The sequence below is a fragment of the Savagea faecisuis genome, from assembly GCF_042675605.1.
Lineage (GTDB): Bacteria > Bacillota > Bacilli > Bacillales_A > Planococcaceae > Savagea > Savagea faecisuis.
Window position 1 is genome coordinate 400,576 of sequence record NZ_JBHTJF010000022.1, and the last position, 15,371, is coordinate 415,946.

General features: G+C 42.6%; 18 protein-coding genes and 1 other annotated feature. All 18 genes read left to right on the forward strand.

The annotated features are described in order from the left end of the window. Window positions 1-13: 13 nt before the first annotated feature. Complete coding sequence (bshA, locus tag ACFQ0V_RS06780) at window positions 14-1,150, forward strand: N-acetyl-alpha-D-glucosaminyl L-malate synthase BshA (protein ID WP_381011375.1); 1,137 nt, start codon at window positions 14-16, stop codon at window positions 1,148-1,150. Next, window positions 1,143-2,309 carry a CCA tRNA nucleotidyltransferase gene (locus ACFQ0V_RS06785; protein WP_381011378.1) on the forward strand — a complete coding sequence of 389 codons (1,167 nt, stop codon included), beginning with the start codon at window positions 1,143-1,145 and terminating at the stop codon, window positions 2,307-2,309. Before bshA ends, ACFQ0V_RS06785 begins: the two co-directional genes overlap by 8 nt. Continuing rightward, a complete protein-coding gene (locus ACFQ0V_RS06790) occupies window positions 2,281-3,255 on the forward strand; it encodes a biotin--[acetyl-CoA-carboxylase] ligase (protein WP_381011381.1) in 975 nt (324 codons plus the stop codon). The genes ACFQ0V_RS06785 and ACFQ0V_RS06790 overlap by 29 nt, the downstream gene beginning before the upstream one ends. 56 nt (window positions 3,256-3,311) lie before the next feature. After that, window positions 3,312-3,388, forward strand: a sequence feature (ribosomal protein L21 leader region). 12 nt (window positions 3,389-3,400) lie between these two features. After that, the gene (gene rplU, locus ACFQ0V_RS06795; RefSeq protein WP_194561558.1) at window positions 3,401-3,709 is read left to right on the forward strand and encodes a 50S ribosomal protein L21; all 309 of its coding nucleotides are present in this window, start codon (window positions 3,401-3,403) and stop codon (window positions 3,707-3,709) included. Next, window positions 3,709-4,035 carry a ribosomal-processing cysteine protease Prp gene (locus ACFQ0V_RS06800; RefSeq protein ID WP_381011385.1) on the forward strand — a complete coding sequence of 109 codons (327 nt, stop codon included), beginning with the start codon at window positions 3,709-3,711 and terminating at the stop codon, window positions 4,033-4,035. The genes rplU and ACFQ0V_RS06800 overlap by 1 nt, the downstream gene beginning before the upstream one ends. A gap of 12 nt (window positions 4,036-4,047) precedes the next feature. Then, window positions 4,048-4,338 (forward strand): 50S ribosomal protein L27, encoded by a 291-nt coding sequence (gene rpmA / locus ACFQ0V_RS06805; RefSeq protein WP_194561560.1) that lies wholly within the window; start codon window positions 4,048-4,050, stop codon window positions 4,336-4,338. Between the two features lie 117 nt (window positions 4,339-4,455). Further along, window positions 4,456-5,748, forward strand: a complete 1,293-nt coding sequence (obgE, locus tag ACFQ0V_RS06810; RefSeq protein WP_381011389.1) for a GTPase ObgE — start codon at window positions 4,456-4,458, stop codon at window positions 5,746-5,748. A gap of 28 nt (window positions 5,749-5,776) precedes the next feature. Further along, a complete protein-coding gene (locus ACFQ0V_RS06815) occupies window positions 5,777-6,232 on the forward strand; it encodes an ACT domain-containing protein (RefSeq protein ID WP_194561562.1) in 456 nt (151 codons plus the stop codon). A gap of 18 nt (window positions 6,233-6,250) precedes the next feature. Continuing rightward, complete coding sequence (gene pheA, locus ACFQ0V_RS06820) at window positions 6,251-7,117, forward strand: prephenate dehydratase (protein WP_381011392.1); 867 nt, start codon at window positions 6,251-6,253, stop codon at window positions 7,115-7,117. Window positions 7,118-7,138: 21 nt separating this feature from the next. Continuing rightward, complete coding sequence (locus ACFQ0V_RS06825) at window positions 7,139-7,867, forward strand: YebC/PmpR family DNA-binding transcriptional regulator (RefSeq protein WP_381011395.1); 729 nt, start codon at window positions 7,139-7,141, stop codon at window positions 7,865-7,867. Window positions 7,868-8,047: 180 nt separating this feature from the next. Then, a complete protein-coding gene (locus ACFQ0V_RS06830) occupies window positions 8,048-8,254 on the forward strand; it encodes a hypothetical protein (protein WP_381011398.1) in 207 nt (68 codons plus the stop codon). 132 nt (window positions 8,255-8,386) lie between these two features. Further along, the gene (gene ruvA / locus ACFQ0V_RS06835) at window positions 8,387-8,983 is read left to right on the forward strand and encodes a Holliday junction branch migration protein RuvA (RefSeq protein WP_381011401.1); all 597 of its coding nucleotides are present in this window, start codon (window positions 8,387-8,389) and stop codon (window positions 8,981-8,983) included. 16 nt (window positions 8,984-8,999) lie between these two features. Continuing rightward, window positions 9,000-10,001 carry a Holliday junction branch migration DNA helicase RuvB gene (gene ruvB, locus ACFQ0V_RS06840; protein ID WP_381011404.1) on the forward strand — a complete coding sequence of 334 codons (1,002 nt, stop codon included), beginning with the start codon at window positions 9,000-9,002 and terminating at the stop codon, window positions 9,999-10,001. A gap of 19 nt (window positions 10,002-10,020) precedes the next feature. Next, on the forward strand, window positions 10,021-11,064 hold the full coding sequence (gene queA, locus ACFQ0V_RS06845) for a tRNA preQ1(34) S-adenosylmethionine ribosyltransferase-isomerase QueA (protein ID WP_381011407.1): 1,044 nt from the start codon (window positions 10,021-10,023) through the stop codon (window positions 11,062-11,064). Next, window positions 11,065-12,201 carry a tRNA guanosine(34) transglycosylase Tgt gene (tgt, locus tag ACFQ0V_RS06850; RefSeq protein ID WP_381011410.1) on the forward strand — a complete coding sequence of 379 codons (1,137 nt, stop codon included), beginning with the start codon at window positions 11,065-11,067 and terminating at the stop codon, window positions 12,199-12,201. 112 nt (window positions 12,202-12,313) lie between these two features. Further along, window positions 12,314-12,586: a preprotein translocase subunit YajC gene (gene yajC / locus ACFQ0V_RS06855; protein WP_381011413.1), complete on the forward strand. Its 273-nt coding sequence runs from the start codon at window positions 12,314-12,316 to the stop codon at window positions 12,584-12,586. Between the two features lie 66 nt (window positions 12,587-12,652). Continuing rightward, on the forward strand, window positions 12,653-12,961 hold the full coding sequence (locus ACFQ0V_RS06860) for a post-transcriptional regulator (RefSeq protein WP_381011416.1): 309 nt from the start codon (window positions 12,653-12,655) through the stop codon (window positions 12,959-12,961). A gap of 90 nt (window positions 12,962-13,051) precedes the next feature. Further along, window positions 13,052-15,322: a protein translocase subunit SecDF gene (gene secDF, locus ACFQ0V_RS06865; protein ID WP_381011418.1), complete on the forward strand. Its 2,271-nt coding sequence runs from the start codon at window positions 13,052-13,054 to the stop codon at window positions 15,320-15,322. Window positions 15,323-15,371: the final 49 nt, after the last annotated feature.

Sequence of the window (15,371 nt, forward strand, 5' to 3'; positions counted from 1 at the left end):
GAGGTGAAGTGAGATGAAACGATTGAACGTAGGAGTAATTTGTTATCCTACTGTAGGAGGTTCAGGCGTAGTCGCGACTGAATTAGGAAAGAAAATGGCGAGTCGCGGACATACGATGCACTTCATCGCATCCGAACAACCATTTCGATTAACAAAGTTGACGGAGCACTTGAAATTTCACCCAGTGAAAATTGAAGATTATGCAGTATTTCAATATCCTCCTTACGATATCGCTTTAGCGAATAAAATCTCGCAAGTGATCGTACAGGAGAAGTTAGATGTATTACATGTGCATTACGCGATGCCTCATGCGATCGCAGCAGCACTCGGTCGTGATATGGCGAAAAGCGATATTCCTATCATTACGACATTGCACGGGACAGATGTGACAATTTTAGGAGCGAAAGACAGTTTGAAAGATACGGTTCGCTACGGAATTGAACGTTCGACGATAACGACTGCTGTGTCAGACGGTTTAAAAGAAGAAACGTATAAATTAATTCAACCAGATGCGCAAATTGAGACAATTTACAATTTTATTGATGAAGCGACGTATTATGTGAATCGCAAAAACCGTCCGAAGATTCGAGAAGAATTTGGCATACCGTCGGAGCAACCTGTCTTTATCCATATTTCTAATTTCCGTGAAGTGAAGCGAATCGATTATATTTTAGATAGTTTTGCCCGTATTTTAACAGAGATAGACGCTCATTTATTGCTCGTCGGTGACGGGCCTGAACGTGAAACGATGGAGCGTTACGTTAAGCAATTAAATATTTCGACTTCGGTAACGTTTACAGGGAAGCGTCAAGATACGAATGATTTATTAAATGCATCGGATATGATGTTGCATTTATCTGATAAGGAAGCGTTCGGACTTGTCATTTTAGAAGCATTTGCTTGTGGATTGCCTGTTATTGCTACAAATATCGGCGGTATTCCAGAAGTGGTCACTCATGGACAGAACGGGTATCTCGTTGAGCTAGATGAGCCAGAACGAGTTGCGCGATATGCTTTGGAGTTGTTAGAGCCTACTCAATATGCTCGGTTCTCTCAAGAAGCTTTGCATACAGCTCAGACGAAATTCCATTGTGAGCATATTGTGGACCAATATGAAGCGTTATACGAGAAGGTGACAACCGATGTTTAAATGGGAGACGAAAGGTAGTCGGTTCGTTATTGAACGATTGTTTGAAGCGGGATATGAAGCGGTGTACGTCGGAGGAGCGTTACGCGATATCGCACTCGGTTTAACACCGAAAGATATCGATATTGCGACCGCTGCTACACCAGAAGAGATTGAAGCTTTATTTCATCGCACGATCGATGTCGGCAAAGAACACGGAACGATTATCGTATTAGTCGGAGAAGAACAGTTAGAAGTGACGACGTATCGTTCTGAATCGACATATTCTGACCATCGCCGTCCAGATGATGTCACTTTTGTGCGTTCTTTGCATGAAGATTTGAAGCGTCGCGACTTTACGATGAATGCGATGGCGATCGACCACCGAGGCCAGTGGATCGATCCATTTGACGGATTGCGACATATTCAAGAGCGAACGATTCAAGCGGTCGGTCAGGCGGATGAACGCTTTGAAGAAGATGCTCTACGCATGATTCGAGCGGTTCGCTTTGTCAGTACATTAGGCTTTACGGTTGAAAGTGAAACGCAGCGAGCGATGCAAAAACATGCGTCGCTCATCTCCTATCTCGCAATGGAGCGCATTAAACAAGAATTCGACAAAATGTTTCGAGGAGAACATCTCGTTCAAGCTCTTCATCTTTTATATGAAACAGGTTTGCATCGCTATTTACCGGCAAGTCAAGAAGAACTCCCTTTGCAACCTTTCTCACTCGTTCAACAACCGATTGAAGGTTGGGTTCTTTGGGCGAAATATCATCATTTGACGAGTGCCGACGTAGCGAAAGCTTATAAATTGTCTAAAAAAGAAAGAGAAGCGATTGAGCGTTATTTAACATTAGCGCAGGAACGAGAATGGACATTGTGGACCGTTTATCACTATTCATTAGAAGAATTACTTTTTATCCGTCGTTTAAATGAACGTCCAGAAACAGAACAACAGTTGCGACAAATGAAAGCGCAGTTACCGATTCAATCCAAACGAGACCTCGCTTTCGATGGCAAAGATGTGAAGCGATATTATCCGAATTGTCTTGGTGAAAACATCGGCCAACTTCTGACAGAAATCGAGCGGGCTGTCGTTTTACGAAAAGTCTCCAATGACACGGAAGAAATTATAGAATGGGTGAATGAACATGTCTACGAAAGATTATGTACTAAATAAATTATTAAGTGCGAACGGTCAAGCGATCTCTGGGCAAGATATCGCAGATGAATTAGAAGTGAGTCGTACGGCGATTTGGAAATGTGTAAAAGAGCTTGAAGAAGAAGGATATTCCATCGAGTCAATCCGCAAAAAAGGGTACGTTTTGCACGATAGTCCCGATGTTTTACACGATGCGCACATTACGCCGTATTTAAAGACTGAACAATACGGTCGAAATTTAATTATTTTTGACGAAGTAGAATCAACGCAGAAAATCGCCCATGATGAAGCGCAACAAGAAGTTCCGAACGGCACGCTCGTCATTGCGGATAGTCAAACAGGCGGTCGCGGTCGTTTAGCGCGTACATGGTATTCAGCACGCGGCAAAGGCATATGGATGAGTTTAATTGCTCGGCCCCACTTGTCGATTGAACAAGCACCTCAACTTACGTTAGTAACCGCTGTTGCGATCATCCATACGTTAAAAGAAGTGACGGGATTAGAAGCCCAAATTAAATGGCCGAACGATATTTTATTAAACGGTAAAAAAATTACAGGTATTTTAACGGAACTACAAGCAGACCCGGACCGTATTCAAGCGGTTATTATCGGAATCGGGATGAATGTCAATCAACAAGAAACAGATTTCGAAGATGAAATTACATCGATTGCGACTTCTTTACGCATTGAATCAGGAAAGAAGTGGGAACGTGCGGAAATTATCGGTGAACTTATGAATCAACTAGAAAAATATGTTCACATGTATGAAACACACGGCTTTTCTCCGATTAAAATGTTATGGGAAAGCTACTCAGTGACAATCGGGAAAAAACTTACAGCGCGCATGGTGAACGAAACATTGCGCGGTGAAGCGATCGGAATTAGCGAAAACGGCTTATTGCAATTGAAGCTTCGAGACGGTTCCATTCGCTCGATTTATTCTGCGGATATTGAATTTGATTAAAAGCATTGACGTAGCGTCATATAGGTGGTAATATCTTTATGTTACTGTTTGTAGCACCCGTGCTACAACCGCACTTCATTAGGTTTGAAGAAGTGTCGAAAGAACACCTAATAAGGCGAGTCTGAGTATAAGAGGAGGTGCAATTATGTACGCAATCATTGAAACTGGTGGAAAACAAGTTAAAGTAGAACAAGGTCAAGAAGTTTACATCGAGAAATTAAACGGTGAAGCTGATGAAACGATCACGTTTGACAAAGTATTATTCGTAGGTGGAGACAATGTTAAAGTTGGTGCTCCATACGTAGAAGGTGCTTCTGTTACAGCGAAAATCGTAAAACAAGGCCGCGCTAAAAAACTTACGGTTTACAAATATAAGCCGAAGAAAAACTACAGCCGTAAACAAGGTCACCGTCAACCATACACAAAAGTAGTTATCGAAGGAATTAACGCATAATGATTTCTGTAATCGTTGAGCGTGATGAATTTGATCGCATCACATCTTTTGAAATGAGTGGACATGCCGATTATGCTGAACATGGGAAAGACTTAGTTTGTGCAGGAGCTTCAGCTGTATCGTTCGGTGCAGTAAATGCGGTTTATGCGTTAACGAAAGTCGAGCCAATTATCGAACAAGGTCGCGAGGGTGGATACCTTAAAGTATCATTTCCGAAGACTGCTGAAGATGAGCGTGTTCAGACAATTATCGAAGCGATGATTATCGCTTTGCAAACCATTGAAACAGATTATCACGAACATATAAAAATATCTCAAAGTAGGTAGGAGGTGGCACGAATGTTACGTTTAGATCTTCAGTTCTTCGCATCTAAAAAAGGAGTCGGTTCTACTAAGAACGGTCGTGACTCAGAATCAAAACGTCTTGGCGCAAAACGCGCAGATGGACAATTCGTAACAGGTGGTTCAATTTTATACCGTCAACGCGGTACGAAAATTCACCCAGGTGAAAACGTTGGCCGTGGTGGCGACGATACACTTTTCGCTAAAGTAGACGGAGTCGTTCGTTTCGAACGTCTTGGTCGCGACAAGAAAAAAGTTAGCGTTTATCCTGTAGCACAGGAAGCGTAATGAAAGAGCTGCACATCGCAGCTCTTTTTTTCTCGACAAAAATAGGTCATATAGTGGTATACTATGGAGTAGTAAATACATCCGTCTATTTGTGACGGACAGAAGGAGGCGAACAGTATGTTTGTCGATCACGTTACCGTCTTCGTTAAAGGTGGAGATGGTGGAGATGGAATGGTAGCATTCCGTCGAGAAAAGTACGTCCCGTATGGAGGTCCAGCAGGGGGCGATGGTGGCTTAGGAGCGAACGTCGTTTTCGAAGTGGATGAAGGGCTACGTACATTAATGGATTTTCGATATCAAAGACATTTTAAAGCGCCCCGTGGAGAACACGGAGGCAGTAAAAATAAACACGGAAGAGCCGGGGAAGATATGATTATCCCGGTACCTCCGGGAACAGTCGTTAAAAATGCAGAGACAGGCATCGTCATTGCGGACCTTGTCGAACATGGACAGCGCGCGATCATCGCAAAAGGTGGCCGTGGCGGTCGAGGAAATAGTCGTTTTGCGACGCCTCAAAACACAGCACCTGAACTTTCTGAAAAAGGAGAACCGGGAGAAGAGCTCAATGTGACACTTGAATTAAAAGTGCTCGCAGATGTCGGTCTTGTTGGATTCCCAAGCGTTGGGAAATCTACATTACTTTCTGTCGTCTCACGCGCGAAACCGAAAATTGCGGATTATCACTTTACGACGCTCGTGCCGAATCTCGGATTAGTCGAAACGGATGATCACCGCAACTTCGTCATGGCAGACTTACCAGGTTTAATTGAAGGAGCGCATGAAGGAGTCGGTTTAGGACATCAGTTTTTACGCCATATTGAGCGTACACGTGTCATCGTGCACGTCATCGATATGTCAGGTTTAGAAGGTCGCGACCCGTATGAAGATTACAAAACGATCAATGCGGAATTGGAAGCTTACAACTTGCGTTTATTAGAACGTCCGCAAATTATCGTCGCGAATAAAATGGATATGCCAGACGCGGAAGAAAATTTAGCGAAATTTAAACAAGAGCTCGATGATGAAACGATCCGTATCGTTCCACTATCAGCATTGACACGAACAGGTGTGAATGAACTGCTCTTTGCGATTGCCGATTTACTTGAAGTGACAGAAGAATTCCCGCTTTATGAAATTGGACAAGATGAGGAAAATGAATCTGTCCTTTATCGTTATGAAGGAGATGTGGAAGACTTCGTCATCGGTCGTGACGACGATGGTGCTTACGTATTGTCAGGCTACACGATTGAACGTATGTTTAAAATGACTGACTTTAACTTCGATCAATCGGTGCGTAAATTCGCGCGTCAAATGCGTGCACTCGGTGTCGATGATGCATTGCGTGAACGTGGAGCCGAAGACGGAGATATCGTTCGTATTTTAGATTTTGAATTTGAATTTATTGAATGATCTATCGACATTCAGAAAGGGGAAGTCGATGAAGCTTACAGGGGAAGGTCAATATTATTTAATTCATGAGACAGTACTGACGGAATCGATGCAAAAAGTGCTCCAAGTGAAGCAATTGCTCGCGAGTGGTGAAGTGACGACTGTACAAGAAGCGACACAACTTGTCGGTTTATCACGAAGCGCTTATTACAAATATCGCGACACGGTATTTCCGTTCGAATCGATCGCGAGAGAACGAGTCATTACGATTTTCATTCAATTAGAAGATCAAAAAGGCTCACTCGCGACGATTTTACGAACGGTATCGGAAGCGAAATGTAATGTGCTGACGATTCATCAGACGATACCGGTTCAAGGGAGAGCGAATGTCACCTTATCACTCGACGTAACTGAAGTTCAACCATCACTCGAGCAGTTTATTAGACAGTTAAAGTCGGCACCATTTATCGATTCGGTACATTTAATTAGTTCAGGCGCATTGTAAGGAAAAGGGGGAATTTCATTGACTACGTACGTTCCGAGCGTTGCTTACTTAGGTCCAGAAGCATCGTTCTCACACGTTGCCGCAAGTCGCTTTTTCGGAAAAGAAGGGCTCGTCCCACATCCGACAATTCCAGACTGTATTGAAGCGGTAGCGAAAGGGAAAGTCGCTTATGCGATCGTCCCGTTAGAAAATGCTTTAGAAGGCTCTGTGCCCTTAACGATTGACTATTTGTTTCACGGTAGCGATTTATTTATGACGGCGGAAGTGAAGTTGCCGATTGAGCAACATTTACTCGTACACCCTCAAAATGCGGAGCGAGTGAAAGAAATCGATTCGATTCAATCGCATCCACATGCGTTAGCGCAATGTCATAAATATTTTCAATACCATTACCGAGGAGTTCCGCTCATCCAAAAAACGTCCACTGCAGAAGCAGCGCGTTACGTATCGGAACATCCTGAAGAAAATATCGCCGCAGTCGCGAACCAACTTGCAGCAAAAACATACGACTTACACGTAGCGGAAGAAAGAATTCATGATTTTCATTTCAACCATACACGCTTTGTCGTCCTTTCATTGCGCAAAGAAAAGTTCGAAAAAATCGGTCGCAGTCCAGAACCGAAAACGACATTGATGATCCGTTTACCAGAAGATGATGAATCTGGGAAACTTCATCAAATTTTAAGCGTGTTCGCTTGGCGACGTCTCAACTTGAGTAAAATTGAATCGAGACCGTTAAAAACAGGACTCGGCAATTACTTCTTCATCGTGGATGTCATGGAAGACGAAATGAATCCGATGATGCAAGGAGCTTTTGAAGAATTAGCAGCCCTCGATTGTACAATTCAATCGTTCGGCACTTACTACGTATATGATTATTCATAATCAATCAAGGAGGAAATAAGAATGGCAGGACATTCAAAGTGGAATAACATTAAGGCGCGTAAAGGCGCACAAGATGCGAAACGAGGAAAGATTTTCCAAAAGATGTCGCGTGAAATTTACGTGGCGGCAAAAGCAGGAGGCGCAGACCCGACGACGAATGCGACACTCCGCCTTGCCATTGAAAAAGCAAAAGGTGCAAACACACCGAATGACGTTATTAACCGTGCAATCGATAAAGCGACAGGTGCAAACTCGGACGAGCATTATGACGAGATTGTGTATGAAGGTTATGGTCCAAATGGTGTTGCTATTTTAGTATACACATTGACAGAAAATCGTAATCGTACCGCTACAAATGTGCGTGTCGCATTTAATAAAAACCACGGTAGCTTAGGAGAGACTGGTTCTGTCAGCTACATGTTCAACCGTAAAGGACGTATTATGATTGAACGTACGGACGATATGGATGAAGATACAGTGATGATGACAGCACTTGAAGCAGGAGCAGAAGATATCGAATCGTCAGAAGATGGTTTTGAAATTGTGACAGAACCAGGCGAATTGATCGCTGTGAAAGAAGCATTGGAAGCAGAAGGTTTTGAATTCGCTTCATCTGAAGTGGAAATGATTCCGAACTTATACGTTGAATTAAGCGGTGAACCAGCGGAACAATTCCAACAGTTAATTGATGCACTCGAAGATGATGACGACGTTCAAGACGTCTTCCACAATGCGGAAGTTAACGAATAAGACACAATTTCATGAGTGACGAAAACTGATGCATATCCGATGAAATAACAGACTAGAACACTTTCTTTTATTATTTTATTCAATAATAAGAAAGTGTTCTATTATTTTTACGGACAAAAGTTTGAAAATTTTGAAATTTATTGATATAGTAGTCGATAAGAAGAAAGGCGGTGAAGGAACATGGCGAAAGATAAAAAAGCAAAAAAAGAAGAACTCGAAAAAGTAGCGAAAGCGAAAAAAGAGGATAAGAAAAAAGATAAAAAGCAAGACAAAAAGAAAGACAAGAAAAAAGAAGCAAAAAAAGAAACGAAAAAAGCTGACAAAAAAGATAAGAAAAAAGAAACGAAGAAAGACAAGAAAAAAGGGAAGAAAAACAAAAAGAAATAATACATACTGTTGACTACCTTTTTTAAAGTAGACGAAGTCGAATAGACGTCGTCTACTTTTTTGTTTTTTTCTAAGAGAAAATATGTTCTTATGCTATAATAGAACGGATAATGAAGAAGCAGGTGAAAGTTCGTGTACGATTATATAAAAGGAAAAATTACAGAAGTACATCCAGAGTATGTAACACTAGAATGTCGAGATATCGGCTATAAATTACAAACGCCAAATCCATTTGCATTTCATGCTAATGACGAAATGATCAAAGTGTATACGTACTTACATGTACGAGATGATATTCATAGTTTGATTGGTTTCCAATCGATTCGTCAGCGTCAATTGTTTGAAAAGCTCATCACCGTATCCGGTATCGGACCTAAAGGTGCTTTAGCTATTTTAGCGAACGGTATTCCAGAACAAGTTGCAGAAGCGATCGAGCGAGAAGACGAGAAGTTTCTCGTTCAATTCCCAGGTGTCGGTAAGAAAACCGCTCGCCAAATGATTTTAGACTTAAAAGGAAAACTGGATCATTTATTTGGAGATTTATTTGAACCGAACGAAGCGCCGTCGCTCGCTTCCAACTATGCGTTAGAAGAAGCATTACTCGCATTGCAAGCACTCGGTTATTCAGAACGAGAATTGAAAAAGGTTGAAACTCCATTACAACAACAAGAAATGACGACAGAAGCGTATATGAAAGAAGCATTACGTCTTTTAGTGAAACAATCGTAAAGAAAGGAGCGTCTTCATGGAAGAACGTATGATGTCAACGGAAGAATTGCCAGCAGAACAATTGCTTGAACAATCGATTCGTCCTCAACTGTTGGACGATTATGTCGGACAAGAAAAAGTGAAGACGAGTTTACGAGTGTTCGTCGAAGCAGCGATGCAACGTCAAGAAAGTTTGGATCACGTTTTATTGTACGGCCCACCAGGACTCGGTAAAACGACGATGGCTGCGGTCATTGCGAATGAAATGAATGTCAATATGAAGACAACGAGTGGTCCAGCTATTGAGCGTCCAGGGGATCTTGCGGCAGTCGTTTCTTCATTGGAGCCAGGAGATGTTTTATTCATCGATGAAATTCATCGTTTACATCGCTCTGTAGAAGAAGTATTATATCCAGCGATGGAAGATTTTTGTTTAGATATTATGATTGGAAAAGGACCTACTGCACGTTCGGTGCGCTTAGATTTACCGCCCTTTACCTTGATTGGAGCGACGACGCGAGCGGGTCAGCTGTCGGCACCACTTCGCGACCGCTTCGGCGTTCCATTACGTCTTGAGTATTATGACGTCGATGCCCTACAACAAATTGTCGAGCGCAGTGCGAATTTGTTCGATGTACCGATTGAAAAAGAAGCGGCGTATGAAGTAGCGAGACGCTCACGAGGGACGCCACGTATTGCGAACCGATTGTTGCGTCGTGTGCGAGACTTTGCGGAAGTACGTGGCGACGGAACGATCACGTTTAAGATTGCGAAAGAAGCTTTGGAATTGTTGCAAGTGGATTCTTATGGGTTGGATGATATCGACCACCGCTTATTGCGTCATATGATGGAGCATTTTGGTGGCGGTCCTGTAGGTTTGGACACGCTCGCTGCGACAATCGGAGAAGAGGCAATTACGATTGAAGATGTGTATGAACCATATTTACTTCAAATTGGATTTTTGCAAAGAACTCCGCGCGGAAGGGTCGTTACGATGACGGCTTATGATCATTTAGGCATCCCATATCCAGAAAAATAAAGAATAGGTGGCTTTTATTATGAACGTCAAAGATTTTGATTTTGAATTACCAGAAGAGCTCATCGCTCAAACTCCTCTTAAAGACCGTACGGCAAGCCGTCTCATGGTTGTCGACCGCGACAATGGAGAATTAACACATACGACATTTGAAACGGTGTTGGATGAATTGCAAAGTGGTGACGTGCTCGTTCTTAACAATACGAAAGTGCTTCCTGCCCGTTTATTCGGAACGAAAGATACCGGCGCACATATTGAAATTTTATTGTTAAAAGAAGTGGGAGACGATACGTGGGAAACGCTCGTCAAACCAGCGAAGCGTGTGAAAGTAGGAGCGGTCGTCGAATTCGGAGACGGCCGCTTAAAAGCGACGTGTACGCACATTACAGAAGAAGGTGCGAGACATTTCAAAATGTCGTATGAAGGTATTTTTTACGAGATTTTAGATGAGCTCGGCGAAATGCCACTTCCGCCGTACATTACAGAAAAATTAGATGAACAAGATCGTTATCAAACAGTATTTGCGAAAGAGCGCGGTTCAGCAGCGGCTCCGACAGCAGGCTTGCATTTCACAGATGAATTGTTAGCAAAAATTGAAGCGAAAGGCGTTCATATCGCGTTCGTCACATTGCATGTCGGGCTCGGAACATTTCGTCCAGTGAGCGTTGATTCCATTGACGACCACGTCATGCATTCCGAATATTATGTCGTGACGGAAGAAGCGGCAACAACGATTGAAGCAGCGCGTAAGGCAGGCGGTCGCGTCATCGCGGTCGGCACGACGAGTTGTCGAACGTTGGAGACGGTCGCAAGCACTCATGACGGTCGCATTGTCGCGAGCAGTGGTTGGACAGATATTTTTATTTATCCAGGATATACATTCCGTGCGATCGACGGTCTCATTACTAATTTCCACTTACCTCAATCGACGTTGCTCATGCTCGTTTCCGCTTTAACGACGCGCGATATGATGATGCATGCGTACGAGGAAGCAGTGCGTGAAAAATATCGTTTCTTCAGTTTTGGAGATGCGATGATGATTCGAAAGAAAAAGGAGTTAAATTAAATGGTTATTCGTTACGAACATATTAAAACATGTAAACAGACAGGAGCACGACTTGGAATCGTCCATACACCACACGGTTCATTTGAAACGCCAGTGTTCATGCCAGTCGGTACACAAGCGACGGTGAAGGCGATGTCGCCAGAAGAAATGAAAGATATCGGAGCAGGCATTATTTTAAGCAACACGTATCATTTATGGTTGCGTCCAGGTACCGAAGTGATTGAACAAGCAGGTGGCCTGCATAAATTCATGAACTGGGACCGTCCGATTTTAACGGATTCAGGTGGCTTCCAAGTGTTCAGTTTAAGTAAATTGCGCGATATTAAAGAAGAAGGTGTTCATTTCCGTCACCATTTAAACGGCAGTAAACTATTTTTAAGCCCAGAGAAAGCGATGCAAATTCAAAACGTGCTCGGTTCGGATATTATGATGGCATTTGATGAGTGTCCGCCATATCCTGCCACGCACGACTATATGAAAAAGTCAGTAGAACGCACGAGCCGTTGGGCGGAGCGTTGTTTAGAAGCGCATGAACGAAAAGATGCGCAAGCGTTATTCGGAATCGTGCAAGGGGGAGAATATGAAGATCTTCGCGTGCAAAGTGCGAAAGATTTAGTATCTCTCGACTTCCCAGGATATGCGATTGGCGGTCTGTCTGTCGGAGAGCCGAAAGAAGTAATGAATCGCGCATTAGAATTTACAGTTCCACATTTGCCAGCAGATAAACCACGCTATTTAATGGGAGTAGGAACACCGGATTCTTTAATCGACGGAGCGATTCGCGGCATCGATATGTTCGACTGTGTGTTGCCGACACGTATCGCGCGTAACGGTACATTGATGACGAGCAAAGGTCGCCTCGTCGTGCGCAATGCGAAATTTAAAAATGATTTCCGTCCGCTAGATGAAAACTGTGATTGTTACGCATGTCAAAACTATTCACGTGCTTACATTCATCATCTCATTAAAACAGAAGAAATTTTCGGCTTACGTTTGACAAGCTACCATAACTTGTATTTCTTAGTGAATTTAATGGAGGATGTTCGTCAAGCGATCCGTGAAGATCGTCTCGGTGATTTCAGAGAAGAGTTTTTCGAGCAATACGGGTATAATGAACCGAACGCAAAAAACTTTTAAAAAAATCAGTAGAAACTCTGCAAAATTTATGAACTTCCGTTAAAATAGGAAGTGTGAAGAAAATAGAATGTCTAGACATTCTATATGCTAGCAGTTAGAGGAGGGAAACAACTTGGGTGGTGAACTCGGAAGCACGTTAATCATGCTCGTTTTAATGTTCGCATTAGTATATTTCATGATGATTCGTCCGCAACAAAAGCGTATGAAGCAAATGAAAGCGATGCATGACAGTTTACAACGCGGGGATGAAATTGTCACAGTAGGTGGCATTCATGGCACAATTGATGCCTTAGAAGATACAGTCGTTCATGTAAGAGTAGCGAACGATGTTGTCGTAAAGTTTGAACGTCAAGCGATCGGCACAGTATTGAACAAAAGCGTTTAATGGAAAGTCGGCCCGTTAACTATCGTAAGTTACAGCCGACTTTTTTCAACATGGGGAGGGTAAACGATGAAGCATAAAAAGTTATTTAAACGTTTAAAACCTGCGATTACGAGCAAAGTAGAAGAGTTACAATTAAATAATTATGATGCGGTGACAGAGGAACAATTATGGGATTTTTGTTTGAAACACGTTTGGAAAAACGAAGATATTATTAATTATCGCATGCATCAACTCGTAGCAGACATACTTAGCGTGACCCCTGCTCAATTTATGACGTACACGCAAGTTGATATCCAGCAAGAAGAGCTTGATTGGTTTTCAGAATTGAATCAAGAGGAACTTCATTTGCTCCTCAAAAAAGAAGAAGATGAATAGTTGACATGTTACGAGGACTGTTTCATAATTGTGACATTGTGCAACGTTTGCAATACATATTGTTCGTAAGATGTAGGGAGGAAACAATGAATGAAAAGTAGAGGTCGCCTCGTCGCCTTTTTACTATTGATTGTCTTATTCGCAACGACGATTAGTGGAACTTCAAAAAGTATATTAAAAGACGTAAAATTAGGGCTTGATTTGCAAGGTGGATTCGAAGTTTTATACGAAGTTCAACCATTGAAAGAAGGTCAAGTGATCGATGAAAAAGCAGTAAGTGATACGGCGGATGCATTAAACAGCCGTGTCAACGTGTTAGGGGTTAGTGAACCGAACATCCAAATTGAATCGAATAACCGAATTCGTGTTCAATTAGCAGGTGTCGAAAACCAACAACAAGCGCGTGATTTATTGTCGACGCAAGCGAATTTAACATTCCGTGACGCGGACGACAATTTAATGTTAGACGGTGACGATTTAAAAGCAGGTGGAGCGAAACCGAGCTTCAACCAGTTTAACGAACCAATTGTCACATTAGAATTGAAAGATGCGAGCAAATTCGGTCAAATTACGACGGAAATTTCACGTAAACCAGCACCGAGCAACGTGCTCGTCATTTGGTTAGACTTTGAAGAAGGCGTCGATTCATTTTACGCTGAAATCGCGAAAGAAGAACCGAAGTTTATTTCAGCTCCATCGGTGAAGCAACCAATCCATTCATCAGGAGTCGAAATTTCAGGAAGCTTCACACCAGCTGAAACGAAACAGCTCGCTGGTATTTTAAACGCAGGGGCACTCCCTGTTCAATTAGAAGAAGTATACTCGACATCGGTCGGGGCGCAATTCGGTGAGCAAGCGCTCGATAAGACAATTACAGCAGGGATTGTCGGGGTTAGCTTAATCTTCGTCTTCATGCTTCTTTACTACCGCTTACCAGGATTAATTGCGGTCATTACATTATCGATTTACATTTACTTAATTTTAGTGGCATTCACAGCGATTAACGGTGTTCTCACATTGCCAGGTATCGCCGCATTAATGCTCGGGGTCGGTATGGCTGTCGATGCGAACATTTTAACGTACGAACGAGTACGAGAAGAATTGCGCGTCGGAAAATCGATCCGCTCTGCTTTCCAATCCGGAGCGAAAAGTTCATTCACAGCAATTCTTGATGCGAACATTACGACATTGTTAGCAGCGGTCGTTTTATTCCAGTTCGGTACGAGCTCGGTTAAAGGCTTCGCAACGATGTTAATTATCAGTATTATCGTCAGCTTCTTAACAGCTGTTTGGGGCTCACGTCTCTTCTTAGGTTTACTCGTCAATAGTGGTATTTTAGACAATAAGCCAGGATTGTTCGGCGTTCCAAAATCGAAAATTCATCATATCGATGAAGGTATCGACACACTCGATTTAACGACGAAATTCGACCGTTTCGACTTCGTTCATGCACGCAAACGTTTCTACACGTTATCAGCGGTTTTATTAACAGCAGGTATCATTATGCTCGCTGTTTTCAAATTGAACTTAGGCATCGACTTCTCAAGTGGTACACGTGTTGAAGTGATGTCGAAAGAACCGATCAACGTAGAACAGTTTGAAAAAGACTTGGAAGTTGTCGGACACGAAGTGAAAGATATCGTCGTATCAGGAGATAAGAAAGAAATCGGTGTCGCTCGCTTCAATGAAGAATTCTCTCAAGACGAAGTGAATAAGTTCAAAAGTGAACTCGCTGAAATTTACGGTTCAGAACCGAACGTTTCAACGGTATCTTCACAAGTCGGTAAAGAATTAGCGAAAAATGCGATGTATGCACTCATCTTCGCAGCGATCGGAATTATCATTTACGTCGCATTCCGTTTCGAATGGCAAATGGGTGTCGCTTCTGTTATCGGATTGTTGCATGACGCATTCTTTATGATTGCGGTGTTCAGTATCGTCCGAATGGAAGTCGATATTACATTTATCGCAGCCGTCTTAACGATTGTCGGGTATTCCATCAACGATACGATCGTCACATTTGACCGAATTCGGGAAAATATGACCCGTTCAGGTAAAGTGAAGACAGAAGATGAATTGGCAACAATCGTCAATAAATCATTACGTCAAACATTAGGACGTTCGGTTAACACGATTTTAACGGTCATTTTCGTAGTCGTTGCGTTAATTGCACTCGGTGCGGATTCAATTCGTCCGTTCTCTGTCGCATTACTCATCGGTTTACTCGCCGGAACATATTCTTCAATCTTCATTTCAGCTCAAATTTGGTTTGACTTGAAGAAGAAGCAATTGAAAGAAAAAGGCGCGATTGACGTTGAAAAAGAGAAGAAAAAATGGGGTTCAGATGAGCCTGTCGTATAATGGATAGTATGAGTAGACGGCGTATAACCGTCTACTTTTCAAAAGAAGC

Coding starts and splice junctions, on each gene's coding strand:
- ACFQ0V_RS06815 (WP_194561562.1), top strand. CDS start 5,777: ATGAAGCTTACAGGGGAAGGTCAATATTATTTAATTCATGAGACAGTA.
- rpmA (WP_194561560.1), top strand. CDS start 4,048: ATGTTACGTTTAGATCTTCAGTTCTTCGCATCTAAAAAAGGAGTCGGT.
- ACFQ0V_RS06785 (WP_381011378.1), top strand. CDS start 1,143: ATGTTTAAATGGGAGACGAAAGGTAGTCGGTTCGTTATTGAACGATTG.
- obgE (WP_381011389.1), top strand. CDS start 4,456: ATGTTTGTCGATCACGTTACCGTCTTCGTTAAAGGTGGAGATGGTGGA.
- secDF (WP_381011418.1), top strand. CDS start 13,052: ATGAAAAGTAGAGGTCGCCTCGTCGCCTTTTTACTATTGATTGTCTTA.
- ACFQ0V_RS06830 (WP_381011398.1), top strand. CDS start 8,048: ATGGCGAAAGATAAAAAAGCAAAAAAAGAAGAACTCGAAAAAGTAGCG.
- ACFQ0V_RS06860 (WP_381011416.1), top strand. CDS start 12,653: ATGAAGCATAAAAAGTTATTTAAACGTTTAAAACCTGCGATTACGAGC.
- tgt (WP_381011410.1), top strand. CDS start 11,065: ATGGTTATTCGTTACGAACATATTAAAACATGTAAACAGACAGGAGCA.
- ACFQ0V_RS06790 (WP_381011381.1), top strand. CDS start 2,281: ATGTCTACGAAAGATTATGTACTAAATAAATTATTAAGTGCGAACGGT.
- queA (WP_381011407.1), top strand. CDS start 10,021: ATGAACGTCAAAGATTTTGATTTTGAATTACCAGAAGAGCTCATCGCT.
- bshA (WP_381011375.1), top strand. CDS start 14: ATGAAACGATTGAACGTAGGAGTAATTTGTTATCCTACTGTAGGAGGT.
- ACFQ0V_RS06800 (WP_381011385.1), top strand. CDS start 3,709: ATGATTTCTGTAATCGTTGAGCGTGATGAATTTGATCGCATCACATCT.
- ruvB (WP_381011404.1), top strand. CDS start 9,000: ATGGAAGAACGTATGATGTCAACGGAAGAATTGCCAGCAGAACAATTG.
- rplU (WP_194561558.1), top strand. CDS start 3,401: ATGTACGCAATCATTGAAACTGGTGGAAAACAAGTTAAAGTAGAACAA.
- ACFQ0V_RS06825 (WP_381011395.1), top strand. CDS start 7,139: ATGGCAGGACATTCAAAGTGGAATAACATTAAGGCGCGTAAAGGCGCA.